This window comes from Shewanella maritima, assembly GCF_043643735.1.
Lineage (GTDB): Bacteria > Pseudomonadota > Gammaproteobacteria > Enterobacterales > Shewanellaceae > Shewanella > Shewanella maritima_A.
In genome coordinates this window covers 40,572-56,960 of record NZ_JBHZSM010000022.1, presented here as the reverse complement: position 1 = coordinate 56,960, position 16,389 = coordinate 40,572, and the positions used below count along the sequence as shown (strand labels likewise).

The 16,389-nt window shown below is 42.9% G+C and carries 14 protein-coding genes; 2 read left to right on the top strand and 12 right to left on the bottom strand.

From position 1 onward, the window contains the following. Positions 1–666 precede the first annotated feature (666 nt). Positions 667–1,089: a hypothetical protein gene (locus ACHUGF_RS17395; RefSeq protein WP_394133136.1), complete on the bottom strand. Its 423-nt coding sequence runs from the start codon at positions 1,087–1,089 to the stop codon at positions 667–669. Between the two features lie 327 nt (positions 1,090–1,416). Here ACHUGF_RS17395 and ACHUGF_RS17390 point away from each other — a divergent pair, with 327 nt between their 5' ends. Then, positions 1,417–2,382, top strand: a complete 966-nt coding sequence (locus ACHUGF_RS17390) for an integron integrase (RefSeq protein WP_394133134.1) — start codon at positions 1,417–1,419, stop codon at positions 2,380–2,382. A gap of 27 nt (positions 2,383–2,409) precedes the next feature. Here ACHUGF_RS17390 and ACHUGF_RS17385 read toward each other — a convergent pair whose 3' ends face one another. The 11 genes from ACHUGF_RS17385 to metA form a co-directional block, all read right to left on the bottom strand. Next, the gene (locus ACHUGF_RS17385; RefSeq protein WP_394133132.1) at positions 2,410–3,324 is read right to left on the bottom strand and encodes a M14 family metallopeptidase; all 915 of its coding nucleotides are present in this window, start codon (positions 3,322–3,324) and stop codon (positions 2,410–2,412) included. 251 nt (positions 3,325–3,575) lie between these two features. After that, a complete protein-coding gene (locus ACHUGF_RS17380; RefSeq protein WP_394133131.1) occupies positions 3,576–3,812 on the bottom strand; it encodes a hypothetical protein in 237 nt (78 codons plus the stop codon). Positions 3,813–3,972: 160 nt separating this feature from the next. Further along, positions 3,973–4,731 (bottom strand): SDR family oxidoreductase, encoded by a 759-nt coding sequence (locus ACHUGF_RS17375; protein WP_394133130.1) that lies wholly within the window; start codon positions 4,729–4,731, stop codon positions 3,973–3,975. An 11-nt stretch (positions 4,732–4,742) separates the two neighbouring features. After that, positions 4,743–5,648 carry a 3-hydroxyisobutyrate dehydrogenase gene (mmsB, locus tag ACHUGF_RS17370; RefSeq protein ID WP_394133128.1) on the bottom strand — a complete coding sequence of 302 codons (906 nt, stop codon included), beginning with the start codon at positions 5,646–5,648 and terminating at the stop codon, positions 4,743–4,745. Between the two features lie 12 nt (positions 5,649–5,660). Next, complete coding sequence (locus ACHUGF_RS17365; RefSeq protein WP_394133126.1) at positions 5,661–6,776, bottom strand: enoyl-CoA hydratase/isomerase family protein; 1,116 nt, start codon at positions 6,774–6,776, stop codon at positions 5,661–5,663. Beyond that, entirely contained in the window at positions 6,776–7,552 is a 777-nt protein-coding gene (locus ACHUGF_RS17360) for an enoyl-CoA hydratase (RefSeq protein ID WP_394133124.1), read from the bottom strand. The genes ACHUGF_RS17365 and ACHUGF_RS17360 overlap by 1 nt, the downstream gene beginning before the upstream one ends. Before the next feature lie 61 nt (positions 7,553–7,613). Then, positions 7,614–8,771, bottom strand: a complete 1,158-nt coding sequence (locus ACHUGF_RS17355) for an acyl-CoA dehydrogenase family protein (RefSeq protein WP_394133122.1) — start codon at positions 8,769–8,771, stop codon at positions 7,614–7,616. Between the two features lie 189 nt (positions 8,772–8,960). Continuing rightward, positions 8,961–10,454: a CoA-acylating methylmalonate-semialdehyde dehydrogenase gene (locus tag ACHUGF_RS17350; protein ID WP_394133121.1), complete on the bottom strand. Its 1,494-nt coding sequence runs from the start codon at positions 10,452–10,454 to the stop codon at positions 8,961–8,963. A 208-nt stretch (positions 10,455–10,662) separates the two neighbouring features. Further along, positions 10,663–11,856 (bottom strand): acetyl-CoA C-acyltransferase, encoded by a 1,194-nt coding sequence (locus ACHUGF_RS17345; protein WP_394133119.1) that lies wholly within the window; start codon positions 11,854–11,856, stop codon positions 10,663–10,665. 306 nt (positions 11,857–12,162) lie between these two features. Further along, positions 12,163–14,010, bottom strand: a complete 1,848-nt coding sequence (locus ACHUGF_RS17340; RefSeq protein WP_394133118.1) for a diguanylate cyclase — start codon at positions 14,008–14,010, stop codon at positions 12,163–12,165. Positions 14,011–14,297: 287 nt separating this feature from the next. Beyond that, entirely contained in the window at positions 14,298–15,245 is a 948-nt protein-coding gene (metA, locus tag ACHUGF_RS17335; RefSeq protein WP_394133116.1) for a homoserine O-acetyltransferase MetA, read from the bottom strand. Between the two features lie 366 nt (positions 15,246–15,611). On the opposite strand from metA, the gene ACHUGF_RS17330 reads away from it, so the two are divergent. Then, complete coding sequence (locus ACHUGF_RS17330) at positions 15,612–16,355, top strand: SDR family NAD(P)-dependent oxidoreductase (protein WP_394133115.1); 744 nt, start codon at positions 15,612–15,614, stop codon at positions 16,353–16,355. The last annotated feature ends 34 nt before the right edge of the window (positions 16,356–16,389 follow it).

Below are 16,389 nucleotides of genomic sequence, written 5' to 3'. Positions count from 1 at the left end.
GCCGAATGTAGAGCTTCTGTCAGATCCACTGTTGTTGTAGATTACTATTGCTTGACAAAGGGGAGTCCATGTAGCCCAATTAAGGGGTGAACAACGCCTCCACCCAACCTAAAGCATTGTGCCATAAACACTAAAACTGAAGTAGAAGCAAAAGTGCCAAGCGTTGTGAATCCCTCTTAAATTGCTTGTTATAGGGCGAACACTATAAATTTCATAATTTTCCCACACAAAAACAAACACTTAGTCACAAAACACAAAGCCACTTCGGACCTATAATCTACCGTATTGTATACAAGAAAAGGAAATGCAACTATGCCCTACTTTGTTATAAATCAAAACCAACAAGCGAATGGAGACCACGAGGTTCACCAAAAAAACAGTGGGTGTGCTCACATGCCAAATGTAAGTAACCAAATTGACCTTGGGTACCACGCAGACTGTAAAGGAGCAGTCCTAGAAGCAAAGAGAAGATGGCCAAGCCACAGAATTAACGGATCCTACTACTGCTGTAACCCTTGTCATACGAGCTGAACCACATTAGGGCTAGGAATTGGACTAGCCCTATAACGCCCATTTAAGGGGCTGATAATAGTTTGCTAAAATAGTGTAGCGAAGCGAAACCGAGCAAACTGTTAGCAGTCCCGCTTTAAATTCTTGTTAGTTGTACTATTTACGATACTCATATTTTACTTTTAAATCAGCGCTTTTCCTACCATTTGGGTTAATACGACGAGCCTTATATAAGTCAGAAACACTTATAATTAATTCAGTGTCATTTACCCAACGCACCTCAAGGCCAGTTTCTTCTGGACGACCTGCAAAAGTGAATATACGTTCTGCTGTTAGCTTAGGATTATCGCTTTTTATATCAACACCACCAAAGAAGTCTGTTGTTGCTCCGCCACAATCTCCAATAGATATTTCAGCTACTTGTTTTCCGTCGGGGGAAGCAACAGATTTTACTACTTCATGATAGCAAGTAGATTCACAACCTCTGAGGATAAGTGAAAAAGCAGCCCAAAGGACTAGTAATATCCAAAAGGAATATCCACCAAAATTAAATAGGGCTTTCTTAATTGCAGAACGCATCAACTCTCCATGTACAACTAACATTTGTATAGTGCGCATGCGCATTTATCATGTCAGACCTGTAAAAACGCGCACGACTAAATTATTGAATTTAATCAGCTTACAGAAGTATTTATCAATACACCACTCTGAAAAAACGCGCATGCGCGATTATTTTGCGTACTATTTCGAATAATGATTCATAACCATATGAAATTTAATGATTTATCAAAAATGGAATTCAATAAATGCGCAAAGCATTTGACCAGAAAACTTGAAATATCGCGATTCTGATTAATACTGTACAAATATACAGTTTTGGCGAGATAAAAAACAAGGATGTTCATTATGCAAAACAGAAGCCCATTTTTAACTCATGTACAGCAACAAATGCGGATGAAAGGATATAGCCTAAAAACTGAAAAAGCATATCTGTACTGGATAAAAGCCTATATTTTGTTTCACCAAAAACAACACCCAAGCTTAATGGGGGAAACGGAGGTAGCTGATTTTTTGAGTTATCTGGCGAATAAACGCCATGTTGCAATAAACACACAGAAAGTGGCATTAAACGCATTGGTATATCTATATCAAAAACACCTAAATACTCCCTTTGCAGATATAGGGTTTAAATACGCCTCTAAACAACGGCAGTTGCCCATAGTGCTAAATCAAAGCGAAATATCTGCAATATTATCTGAACTTAACACGCGTGACCGTTTAATAATTGAAATGCTATACGGTAGTGGCTTGCGAATATCTGAATGTTTAAGATTAAGGGTTCAAGACATTGATTTAGAGAGGCTATCTATCACTGTCCGAGATGGAAAAGGACGCAAAGATAGACAAACACTCCTTAGCCAAGTTTGTGCAAATCAATTACCTGAAGTGATTCAAACAGCGAAAAGCATACAAGCCAAAGACAATGAAAGTTGCATTGGGCCTTCTTTGCCTTATGGATTAGAAAGAAAATACCCTAATGCATTCAGAAAGACCGCATGGATGTTTATTTTTCCATCGCTAAAGACCTGCCTTCACCCTAATACAGGAACACTTTGCCGCCATCATCTGCACCATAGCGTTATCAGAAAGGCATTAAGTAGAGCCGTATCTGCCACTGAAATCAATAAACGGGTAACCTGTCACACTTTTAGGCATAGTTTTGCGACTCATTTGCTTCAAGCTGGACGAGATATTCGCAGTGTACAGGAACTATTGGGGCATAATGATGTAAATACGACTCAAATTTACACACATGTACTGGGTCAACATTATGCGGGGACTGCTAGCCCGTTAGATAGTTTGAAGTATTAATGTGCCCTTTAAATCCAATCAATGGCGCTATTTATTTAGAGATAACAAATAATCTAAACCACCAATAATCGCAGCAACCTGAGCGTCGTTGCACTGCTCAGAGGAGACTTTCGGGCTGTCAGGATAAACTTCAGTCGTGGTGTTAAATTGATTGTTAGTCATGCCAGCACATAGGCCCAACTTTTTGGTGGGATAGTTAATTACACCAAACTGCTCAATATCGACACCAATTAATTGGCCATCATCATCTGGGGCAATATGAGTCACTTTGGCCACTTCATCATTAATGGCTTTTTGAAAATCGGCTTGTGGGTTATCGGTATCACCTACCAAATAAAAACCATCTGGGATCACGCCTTTGTCGTACACCTTGCCATCTCTAGCAGCCAATGCGGGTCTAAATTCTAACTCATCGGTATCGGTCGTTTCATGTAAGTCAAAATGAGCATAAACCGTGTTATTTACTTCATCTTGCAACAGCTTCATGAGTGCGGCTGATTCTTCAGCTGGGCTATTGGCATAGAATGAGCGATTTGGGTCAACTGCGTTTGGATTCCAACGGTTAATGGTTTCATATCCCCAAGGGCTCACACAGGGGGCAATGATAAAATTAAACTGCGCTGAATAGCGCTTGGCATCATGCAGTAAGAACTGAATCGCTCCTTGAACGCCACTGGTTTCATAGCCATGTACGCCGCCAGTAATGAGGATGGTTGGTTTTGCTTCATCCCAGTGTGTTGATTTAAATGCCATTAATGGGAACCGGCTCGGATTGTAAGATAATTCACCGTATTGAATTTGGGTAAAGTCTTCACTTACATGTTTAAGCTTTGCTAACACTTCATCGGCATAGCTTCGCTTAACTGAGGTTTGGGCCAACCACTGTTGCTTGTGTTGTTCATTCCATGGCTCACCTGGAATGCCGATATATGAAAAGGCCATCATACTTCCTATTTATTGTTTTATGTTGTTCGGATTGAGCTATTGAGCTATTGAGCTATTGAGCTATTGAGCTATTGAGCTATTGAGCTAAATAGTGCCTGAGTGGCGATAGGTGTGCAATGAATGGGTGCACTGATAAACGTAAAAATTTGTTCTGTGGTTGTTTAGGGTTAATGATTTTGTAAGAGGTAATGATTTGTAGGGAATAGTGATTTTGTTGTGCTGATGACTCTTTAGAAATAATCGCGAAGTTATTTAGCGTTTGGTAGACGAAACTTTTGTGCAAACCAGTGCAATACAGCCACTTGCTGTACTTTCGTTAATCCGAAAAAAATACAAATCCATGGCGATACCAGTAAAAACCAAGGTAAAGCAGCAGTTGAGCGATCAGAAAAAAACAAATACAGAAAACCACTGTAGTTAACCAGCACACCTGCGGCGCCAATAACTAACATAAGTTTTCGATATATTTGTTCTAAGCTTGGCATGTTGTTCTTCCTTTTTGTTGGCCGCTCACGTTATCAAACTGTCCAGTAAAATTATACGTCATAATCTGCTTCCGAGCATTTTTCAGACATTAGATGATAATTATTGCAATAAAAAGCCCCTCATACGTGATCATACAAGGGGCAAATTTAGCTGTAATCGTTATAGACGAATACCACCATCAATTTCAAACACACGACCATTGACATAATCGTTTTCAATGATAAAACGCACTGTTGAGGCAATTTCTTGTGCTTCGCCTAAACGGCCAACGGGTACCATTTTCTCTAAACGCTCTAGTGCTTCAGGCTTCATTGCGGCGGTCATTTCCGTTGCAATCACACCTGGTGCAACTGAAGCACTACGAATGTTGTAACGCGCAAGCTCTTTTGCCCAACCCACAGCCATCGCTGCAACACCCGCTTTTGACGCTGAATAGTTAGATTGCCCCATATTACCGGCTTTAGCTAGGCTAGAAATATTGATGATCACACCTTCATTTCCGCCTTCAATCATTGCAGCAGCGGCTTCGCGACCACACAAGAATGTACCAGTGAGGTTCACGTTAATCACTGATTGGAACTGCTCAAAGCTCATGCGGTCTGTGACTTTACCTTCTTTGGCTTTTACCATAAGGCCGTCACGTAAAATACCGGCATTGTTAATGAGCACATGAATGTGACCTAAGTCTTCACGGATATACTTGAAGCCAGCTACTACGTCTTCTTCGTCTGTAATATCAAGCGCATAACCTTGCACTTCAGTTGTCGCACCTAAATCAGCGCAGGCGCGTTCTAGCTTTTCTTGGTCAACATCAATTAACGCAAGCTTGGCACCTTGTGCAGCTAAGTCATGCGCCATTGCCAATCCTAAACCACCGGCACCACCCGTAATGACTACAACCTTATCTTTCAATTCCATTATGGGATCCTTTATTTTTTATCTTGATTGGCGAATTGTTCAAAAATACTTGAGAAATCAAGACGGCCATTACCTTGTTTTGCATGGTTAACATACAAGCTGCGAGCTAATGCGCCCATTGGCGTGCTAGAGTTTGACGCCAATGCTGCTTGTTGAGATAGACCTAAATCTTTCACCATTAGGTCAACCATAAAACCACCTTGATAGCCATTTGATGATGGCACGCTTTCCATCACATCTGGGCAAGGATTATATTTGTCCAAAGTCCAGTTTCCACCACTACTCACTTTCATGATGTCAGACAATACTTTAGGGTCTAATCCGTTATCAATACCCAGCTGCAGTGACTCACTGGTACCTACCATTAATACTGAGAGCAGCATGTTATTACAAATCTTGGCAATTTGTCCCGCACCAATTGCCCCTGCATGGAAAATATTTGCACCCATTACGGTTAATACCGTTTGTGCTTTTTCATATGCACTGTCGCTGCCACCACAAATAAAGGTTAATGTGCCTGCTGCAGCCCCTGCTGTGCCCCCCGAAACAGGCGCATCCATGAAGGCGATACCTTTTTCATTTGCATGTTGGCCCACTAGCTGTGCTGTACCCGCATCGATGGTCGAGCAATCAATCAACACTGTGTCTTGCCCCACTACATCCAATAAACCTTTGTCAGTGTCGCTGCCAAGGTACAAGCTTTGTACGTGTTTGCTAGCAGGCAGCATCGTAATCACAAAATCAGCGGATGCTGCTGCACCACATGCTGTTTTTGCACTCAATGCACCCTGTGCTGTAAGGGCTTCAACAGCTGCGGGTACAAGGTCAAACACTGTGACTGTCATGCCGGCTTTAATCAAGTTAGCGGCCATTGGGCCACCCATATTACCTAATCCAATAAATGCTACTGTTGCCATTATGCGTTCCTTTTACATGTGTTTTAGTGGGTGTGCATCCACAGCCCAAGGTGATGTGAGCAATTGCGTCACAGCTTCTGGTGTTACTTCACTTGCATGGCTAAATTGCCATTGAGGATTACGGTCTTTGTCAATCAACAATGCACGTACACCTTCACAGAAGTCACCATGTGAACAGCAATTGACACTCACACCTAGCTCCCATTTAAAGCAATCAGCCAAGCTTTTGTCTGAGCCTATGTTAGCTTGTGCAAAAATTAAGAACCAACTTAGTGGGCTCCCTGCCATTGCGGTTTTTTGTGCGCGTTTTAACCAATCTAGCTCAGTATCTAATGTTGATAATTGATGGTGAACATCTTCAATTTCACCTTGCATCAACATATCAATCTCTGTTTGGTATTGCTCTAAAAGGCTTTCACCTATGTCGGCTTGCGTTGCATCTTGCATGCGATTGAGTAACTGAGTTAATAGTGTGTGGTTGTCACTGCTATTTTTACTCCAGTTAACCTCTGCTAAAGCATCAAATAATGGCTCTTTATCGTCGCTGCCTAAGAAGTGATTACCTAGATTCACGTAAGCGGCATCGGCTGCATTCATGTTATAGGCTGTTAGGCCTAAAAACAGACCTGTTTTACCCGGCATGCGATTTAAAAAGTAACTGCCGCCCACATCTGGGTATAAGCCAATAGTGACCTCTGGCATCGCAATACGACTGCGCTCAGTCACAATACGATGACTACCACCCGCCATTAACCCAAGGCCACCGCCCATCACAATACCGTCACCCCACACCATTACTGGCTTGCCATACTGGTGTAGTAAATAATCGAGCTGATACTCTTGAGTGAAAAAGTCACAGGCTTCAATGGTCATTTGCTGAGGTGTGGCCACTGAGGCATGGTAAATGGCACGTACATCACCACCGGCACAAAAGGCCTTATCGCCACTGCCATCAAGCACCACAAAGGCAATGCTGTCATCTTGCTGCCACTGTTTTAGCTGTTTGGTCATGGCTTTCACCATATCCAAATTTAATGCATTGAGTGCTTTTTCGATATTCAGTGTCACGACACCAATCTGCTGGCCAGACAAAGTACCTAATGTTTGAAATATTACATCTTGAGTCATTAGCAGTTCTTCCAGTTAGGTTTACGTTTCTCCAAAAAGGCATTCACGCCTTCAGCCTGATCTTCTGTATCAAACAAACCAATAAACAGTTCGCGCTCTAATGGTAAAGCTTGAGTGCGTGGCATAGTTCGACCGGCTTGGATCAGCGTTTTACACACAGTGACACTGCTGGGTGATTGACGCGCCACTTTTGCAGCCAGTGCCACAGCAGCATCAAGTGCTTGGCCTTGCTCAACCACTTCTTCCACTAAGCCGATTTGCTCAGCCTTTTCTGCACCGATCCGCTCGCCACATAGGATCATACGTTTAGCCCAGCCCTCACCCACGAGTGCAGTGAGGTTTTGCGTACCGCCTGCACAAGGCAGTAATCCAACGGTTGCTTCTGGCAGCGCCATTTGTGCCTGAGATTCTGCAATGCGAATATCACATGCTAGAGCTACCTCTAAACCGCCGCCCATGGCATAGCCATTGATAGCGGCAATTGACACGCCTCTAAAAGCACTTAAGGTTTCAAAGGCATGGCCAAAATGTTTTGCCATGCTGGCCGCATTGCCTTTATCACCATCAGCAAATAAATTTAAGTCTGCACCCGCTGAAAAAAACTTCTCGCCCTGACCTGTGATCACCAATGCATAAATGTCTTTATCTTGGTTGAGCTCTTCAACCATGCTTGCTAATAACTGCAGACTTTCTGCCGTCCAGGTATTCGCTGGCGGATTATTCATGGTTAGAATGGCAGTATTGCCTTCAATTTGTTTTAAAATGGCTTCGCTCATAATCTGTCCTTAATCAGTCCTGAATCAATGGGGATTTACAGGTGAGTTAATCACTCAACCATTATAAAATTGGGTGTGCATTCTCATCTAATAAACGACGCGCAATGATTAAACGCATAATTTCATTAGTACCTTCAAGAATTTGATGTACACGTACATCACGGAAATGACGCTCAAGTGGGTATTCGCGAATATAACCATAACCACCATGCAACTGCAGCGCGCTATCACATACTTGGAATCCAACATCGGTTGCGAAACGTTTTGCCATAGCACAATATGCCGTCGCTTCAGGATCTTTAGTATCTAATTTAAATGCCGCTAAACGCACCATTTGGCGTGCAGCAACCAGTTCAGTCGCCATATCGGCAAGTTTAAATTGCAACGCTTGGAATGCGGCAATTGGCTTACCAAATTGCTTACGCTCATTCATGTACTGAGTTGCACGCTCAAGTGCGGCCTGCGCAGTACCAATTGAACAGGTTGCAATGTTAATGCGCCCACCATCAAGCCCTTTCATAGCAAACGTAAAGCCTTGGCCTTCTTCGCCTAATAGATTGGTCACCGGAATACGTACATTTTCAAATGTGATTAAGCGGGTTGGTTGGGCATTCCAGCCCATTTTATCTTCTGCTTTACCGTAAATCACACCTTCAGCATCAGCTGGAATTGCCACAGCTGAAATGCCTTTAGGGCCAGCTTCACCCGTGCGGCACATGACCACTAACAGCTCGGTATCGCCAGCCCCTGAGATAAACATTTTTGAGCCGTTGATAACGTATTCATCGCCTTCACGTACCGCTTTAGTTTGTAACGATGCTGCATCGCTACCCGCACCCGGCTCAGTCAAACAGTATGAAGCAAGTTTTTGTCCTGTTGTCAGGCTCTCAGACCACTGTTCACGTAGGCTTTCACTGCCCCATGTTGTCACCATCCACGTTGCCATATTATGAATGGTAAGCATGGCTGTAGTAGCTGTACAACCATGAGATAGTTCTTCGAAAATAATCGATGAATCAAGGCGAGATAACCCCATTCCACCTTCTGATTCTGGCGAATATAGTGAGCAAAAACCCAGTTCACCGGCTTTTTGAATCACATCTTTTGGGAAGTGATGTTCTTCATCCCATTTAGCGGCGTAAGGTGCTAGCTCTTCTTGTGCAAATTGGCGGGCTAAATCGGCAAATTGACGTTGGTCTTCATTTAAATTGAAATCCATTTTTACAATCCTCGTTATTCTTTTATGACTCTTGGGCCATTTTTATGTTTTATATGTTTGCGTTGCTAATCGAGAAACAAATTCTCTTTGAAGCAATTGCTCACTTTTGCTCAACTATGATGAATAGTCGAAGTTGAGAACCTGAGCTCAAAGGCAAAAAGCCCCATCTTATGATGAGGCTTTATCAACTTACTTCAGGTTAATGCTCATGTTAGGTCCGGTGACGACACTGTCGTCGAACCAACGTGAAGTGATGGTTTTGGTTTCAGTATAGAAACGCACCGCTTGCTTACCATAAGCATGTTGATCACCGTAGAAACTGCCTTTCCAACCAGTGAACGAGAAAAATGGTAGTGGCACTGGAATTGGCACGTTAATACCCACTTGACCCACTTCAATTTCGTGTTGGTATTTACGGGCTGCGCCACCAGATGCAGTGAAGATTGAGGTGCCATTGCCATAAGGGCTGTTGTTTACTACTTCAATAGCTTCATCAAGGGTGTCGGCTTCCATGCAGCACAATACTGGGCCAAAGATTTCTTCTTTGTAAATGCTCATGTCAGTAGTGACATTGCTAAACATGGTTGGACCAACCCAGTTACCAGACTCGTAACCTTCTACTGTAAAGTCGCTGCCATCAAGCAAACACTCTGCACCCTCTTCTTTACCTTGGGCAATTAAGCTCAGCACACGTGCTTTTGCTGCAGGGCTGATAACAGGGCCATAGGCCGCGTCTTTGTCATCCCAAAGCCCAGGACGAACCTTAGAAAGCGCTTCTTTTAACTCTGGTATCCACTCTTTCGCTTTACCCACAAATACGGCAACTGAGAGGGCCATACAGCGTTGACCCGCAGCACCAACAGATGCGCCAACTAGGTTATTGATCACTTGCTGCTTATTGGCATCAGGCATGATCACGCAGTGGTTTTTAGCCCCAGCAAACGCTTGTACACGCTTGAGGTTATCAGTACCTGTTTTGTAAATGTATTGGCCAACACCCACTGAACCAACAAACGAGATAGCTTTAATTGCTGGGTCACTTAGTAGCTTATCAACGGCTGTTTTATCACCATGAACGAGCTGCAGTACGCCTTTAGGTGCACCCGCTTCTTCAAATAACTCAACCAGACGTTGTGGCGTCATTGGGTCTTGTTCAGATGGTTTTAGGATGAAAGTGTTACCACATGCGATTGACAGTGGGAACATCCATAATGGGATCATCGCAGGGAAGTTAAATGGTGTAATACCTGCACATACTCCCAGTGGTTGTGTGTAAGAATAGGTATCAATATTACGAGCAACGTTTTCTACCGTTTCACCCATCAACAATGATGCGACATTACAAGCATGTTCAGCAACTTCAATACCACGCCACACATCACCTTTGGCATCTTCAAAAGTCTTGCCTGTTTCTTTGGCTAAGATTGTGGCGATTTCATCATGGTGTTCTTTAAGTAAGTGTTGGTAACGTAGCATTACGCGAGCGCGCTCTGATACAGGTACTTCTTTCCATGTTGTAAATGCTTGTTTAGCACTGCTAATTGCCTGTTCAACTTCAGCTTCCGTCGCGCAGTTAACTTTTGCGATAACGCCATTGTTTGCAGGGTTAGTCACTTCGATTACCTTGCTACCGTTACCTGTGGTGAACTCACCTGCAATGTAATGCTTTACTTGTGTGGTCATGATAGTCCCTTCCATCCTTTTCGGATTGTTATGACACTGCCTTGTAGGCAATGTTGATTGTTTTTATCGGCTAGCTGCGTTAGCCAGCCGAGTAGAGTCTTGTTGTATTTATAAGGATTGATATTTTGTGTTAAATACCGTTTGCTTGAGAAAGCAAAAGTGGATCAGTAATGCACATTATCGCCACTGACTCACCATGGCAATTTGACTATTCAACCTCAATAGCCATCGCGGTTGCTTCGCCACCACCGATACACAATGACGCAACTCCGCGAGTGAGCCCGCGTGCTTTCAGTGCGTGAATAAGTGTCACTAATAATCGAGCACCTGAACAACCAATTGGGTGGCCTAAAGCACATGCACCGCCATTAACGTTAACTTTATCTGCATCTAAACCCAGTTCAGAAACAGCCAGCATAGTGACCATGGCAAATGCTTCGTTAATTTCAAATAAATCAACGTCTTCTTTACGCCAGTCAACTAAACCAAATAGTTTTTGCATCGCGCCGACAGGGGCCGTAGTAAACATGGCTGGTTCTTGAGAGTGGGTAGTATGCCCTTTAATATTGGCTAATACTGTTAGACCTAAGTTATCAGCCTTTTCGCGGGTCATTAGCAGTAATGCCGCCGCACCGTCTGAAATAGAGCTAGAGTTAGCCGCCGTGATGGTACCGTCTTTTGCAAACGCTGGACGTAGGCTTGGGATTTTATCAGGGCGTGCATTACCGGGCTGCTCATCGGTTGTCACAGTCACATCACCACGACGAGTGCTGAAAGTCACTGGTTCGATTTCAGCTTCAAATGCACCTGAATCAATCGCCTTGTTGGCTTTCTCTAATGAACTTAATGCAAATTGATCCATTTGTTCACGTGTTAGACCAAAGTCATCAGCTGTTTTTTGAGCAAATGTCCCCATCGCGCCACCAGTGTAGGCATCTTCAAGGCCATCAAGGAACATATGGTCTAATACCTTGCCGTGCCCCATACGCATGCCGCCACGTGCTTTGTCTAATAAATACGGCGCTTGGCTCATGCTTTCCATACCACCAGCAACGACCACATCATTACTGCCAGCTTTAATTAAATCATGGGCTAACATGACTGTTTTCATGCCTGAACCACACACTTTATTGACTGTGGTAGCACCGGCTGTTAACGGCAGTCCTGCACCTAGTGCTGCTTGGCGTGCTGGCGCTTGACCTAAACCCGCTGGCAATACACAACCCATTAATACTTCATCAACCGCTTCGGCTGATACACCAGCCTGAGCAAGCATACCTTTGATAGCCGTGGCCGCTAGAGTGGGTGAAGCCACTTGAGATAACTCACCTTGAAAGCCGCCCATTGGCGTACGCTTTGCTGCCACAATGACGATATCTTTACCTGACTTTTCCGTGCTCATAACTTCTCCGAATAGCATTTAATACAAATTAGCACCACTTTGACGTTTACGCGAACGTAAAGCAAGTCTATTTTTTGTGATCGATGGCAAAATTATCTGAAGGATTGTCACCCAATATTTACACTTGAATATTCTCGAAATGGCAACGGCATAAACTGAGTTGATGAGTTGAATGAACTGCGCAAGAAATGGCTAAAAGCACCTAATGAGAGGCGATACGGTTAAACGGAAATAAATATTCTAGATATGAGCTTTATGAACAGGGTTAAGCCCATATAAATGTATTAAATTGAATTAGACGATCTGCTATCTAGCGAGTTGAGTTTGGTTTTTACCCTGCCCTTTAGCTTGATATAAAGCAATATCAGCAGATTTTATCATGGCTTCAAAGCTGTCATATTTATCTGACATTACCGCCACGCCGATACTGACAGTAAAATGCAACTGAGTCTCAGCCAATGAGAAAACTTGTTGTTCGATGGCTTTTCTAACACGCTCAGCCACTTGTACAGCCTGTTCGCCTGACGCATTTGGCAATATCATCAAAAACTCCTCACCACCAAAACGGCCGAGAATGTCGCGCTGCTTTAACATGCGTTTAGCTCTTGCTGCCAATGCTTTAATGGCCTTATCACCGATGTCATGACCGTATTGATCGTTAAGCTGCTTAAAATTATCAATGTCGAAAATCACGACAGCAAAGGCTTTGTGATGTTTTTTCGCTTCTCTAAAGAGTTTCTCGCCTTGCTCAACGGCGTAGCCGCGATTCGCCACATTGGCTAAAAAGTCAGTACGGGCAAGCTTGATAAACTGTTTGCGCGAATAAAATAGAAAGCCCACCGCCATCAGTAAGCTGGCTATCACCAATACGGTTACTATCATGGTCAGTTGATTAATATTTTGCGATTTTTTCTCGGTGCTTAACTCTAACTCTTTAATTGATAATTCTTTTTGCAATACGATTTTCTCGTATTCAGCAACGGTCAGGTTATGATCTAGTGACACATACACCACATTGTTTTTCACTACTTTGGCATACCTTGCCTGCTCAGACTCTATCACCATTAGCAGCCTTTTTAACGACTGTGGCACAAAACCACCAGCATATTCACTTATCGCTAAATTGGCTTCGCGAATATCATCATTGTGGCTGGTGAAAGTGGCAGATTCGATAAATTGATTAGCTTTTTCAACGGCTAGATCAGTTTTGTTCTGCATAAAGTAACTCAAGGATAACAAGCCATAGGCATTGTCGATAAAGTGCTGCTCTTTGGTGGTGGTTTGCAACGCTAAGGCTTGCGCTAATAAGCGCTCAGCCATTGGGAAGTTGTTTTGATGATAGGCGCTTCTGCCCGCATTAAGATAGTAAAAAAACTCAAAGTCAGGATACTGAGTAAAATCCTGCGCCATTTGCAGCATGAGTTGTAAATGTTGTTGATTATCTTGCCAGTTTCGTAATTTTATCGACTCGCCTACGAGGTTATGCAGCATGTTAAAGCTGTCTTGCACATCGTCGACCTGACGCCATAAATTGTAGGCGCGTTGAAAGTACTCATAGGCATTCTCGGTTAATCCTTGATCGCGATAAAGCGCCGCTGTGGCATTAAAGATCATCGCTTGACGCCTAATGGGCAATTCGTGTTTTTGGGCAATATCCAATGCCTCTCTCAGTCGAGCAAGCCCCAAATTAAAGTTCTCTGATTGATCTAAACAATAGGCACTTTGGGTTAATGCTTCTGCTAAGCTTTCTGGGTCTTTCACCTGCCTTGCTAACATCACCGCTGTTTCTCTATCTGGGCAATATAGCGACTTGTCATTGGTTTGCAGATAAATCATAAACGAACGTTCAATATAGCTTTTAACCAACAAGCTACTGACTTCAATCGTTTCAAGCCGTTCGATAGCTTGCGTATAGGTTTGCTGGGCTAAGTCTAAGTCTGTGAGTTTTTCCTGCGCAATGGCCACAAGATGTAATAGTTGTGCCTGTTGCAAAACTGGCCACTGAGTTGAGTCAATAGACTGTAAAAAAGTGAGTTGATTCTCACCATGACTAATAGATAAATATTGCTTTAATACCTGTTGATATGGCGTGTCTGCGATATGAGTCGATTGTGAAGATATGTCAGAGGGTGTGTTTGCTGCAGTAAAAGCCATGTTTATGACCATCAGCGTTAGCAAACAAGTTGCAAATGATTGTTTTATAATTCTGTGCATAAACGACACCGTTAGCGACTTCACTTTTAACCTTATCTTTTTATTCAGTTAAATCAAGTAAATCATTAGGGCGTATTATTCCTGGTTATTAGCCATTTCATTTACCTTAGTAAATAAACCACCTTCTCTTCTGAAGAAGGTGGTTTTGGGGCTGAGAGTAAAAATGCCACTCATATCATGGTTGAAAGAGTGGCATAAGCAAAACTGTCATTGAGTAGCAGTCGCGATTAGCTTTGTTCAGACTCCCATGGTGTGATACCACTCATATCAGATAGGTCATACGGAGTTAACTGGTATACATAATAGTTAAGCCAGTTACTCACTAACAAACTACCATGACTGTGCCAACGGGCCACTGGGCTGTTTTCTGGATTGTCATCTCTAAAATAATTAACTGGAATGTCAGGGTTTAACCCTTGTGATAAATCCCGTTGATATTCATCTTTTAAAGTCGATTTTTGATACTCAGGATGGCCGAATACGAATAAGTTTCGGTTATTCTTACTAAGAACTAAATACGCCCCAGCGTCAGCTGATTCAGCTAATACTTCGAGTTCAGGGTGCAGCTTTAACTCTTCAACATTCATTTCGGCAAAGCGGGAATGTGGAGCAAAAAACTCTTCATCAAAGCCACGTAGAATTGGATGCGGTGTTGTAGTACGTTGATGTACAAATACGCCAGATCGTTTACGCTCAAGTAGTTTTCTTTGTAAATTAAATAAGTGGAATAAACCCGCATGGGCAGCCCAACATAAAAAGAGGACTGAAGTGACATGTCGCTGCGACCAGTCAATAATTTCACGAATGTGGTCCCAGTAATCAACATCTTCAAAATCAATTTGGCCTAGAGGTGCACCGGTAATAATCAGGCCGTCATAGTTATTTTGCTTAACTTGTTCAAAATCACGGTAAAACGCGTTCATATGGTCAATAGAGGTGTGTTTGGACTCTCTATCATGAATACGCAGTAAATCGACATCGACTTGCAAAGGCGTATTCCCTAACAAGCGTAACAGCTGGGTTTCCGTCTCAATTTTATTAGGCATTAAATTAAGAATAAGTACCCGCATTGGACGGATGTCCTGATTGGCAGCACGGGTTTCTGACATCACAAAGATGTTTTCCGACTCTAAAATGCCTGCAGCAGGTAAGTTGTCTGGAATTCTTACTGGCATATTGTTAAACCTTTATATAAAAATGATAAGTCTCGATGTCATAAGCGGTTCACTTATTACGACACTCAAGTTGTTGATACAAGCCAGATCACAAATTCAAAAGAAACTCTGGCGCCGCCATATCTACTGTGTAACACGCCATGATTGTTTTAATAGTTAATTGGCATGAAGAGGCAACAAGCTCGAATAGCGTTATCAGTGAGTTTGCGACGAGATAACGAACTGTTGCTAGCATCATTAAGCGAACCATTTCCATGATACACAAAGGCATCTAGAAGTCTATACGTCTAATCTTGAAAAATTTCGATCTTGTTATCAATATCAGTAATTTCTATTATAAGTCACCATTTCTATTTAATTCTGAATATGACCTCTGCCACAGCCATGATCATTGGTGCAAGCTCTCAGCTCAGCCAAGAACTTGCTAAACAGTTATCCCAGCAGAATACTGCACTGATTTTATTTGTCCCTGACCCTGAAGCCGTTAAAGCGTTTACAGATCAGTTATCAACGCCTGTTTCAGTTTACCCACTCGAAATCAGCCAACCAGATAAAGTGATTGAGCAAATTACTCAAGCATGGCATCAACATGACGGCGCCCATTTAGCCATCATCAATACCGGCATGAATGGCTATGACCCTAAACTGCCTTGGGAATTAGATGAAGGCATTATTGATGTAAATGTGAAAGGCTTTGCTGCTATCAGTAACTGCGTATTTAAACTGATGTGCGAACAAGGTTATGGCCAGTTAGCCGCAATCAACTCTATTGCAGGGCTGCGAGGCGGCCCTAACGTGGCGTACCATGCATCAAAAGCGTTCGCACAAAACTACCTTGAGGGGTTAAGCATGCATGCGCAGCGGTTAAAGCTCCCTATTACGATTTCTGACATTCAGTTAGGGTTGCTTGATAAAGCCGCCATGCAAGGCAACCGATTTTGGTTACCTCCTCTGCCAAAAGTGGCTAGCCAAATTATCAGTGGTCTCCAAAAAGGTAAGCGTAAATTTTATGTCACAAAGCGTTGGCAATTAGTGGCTTGGTTAACGCGTGGCCTGCCAGAGTTTATCTACAATACAAGACATTGGAAGCCAAAGAAGAAAAAGCGTTAATGTCGCTTTTTCCATAGCGCAAATTGAAAAGTAA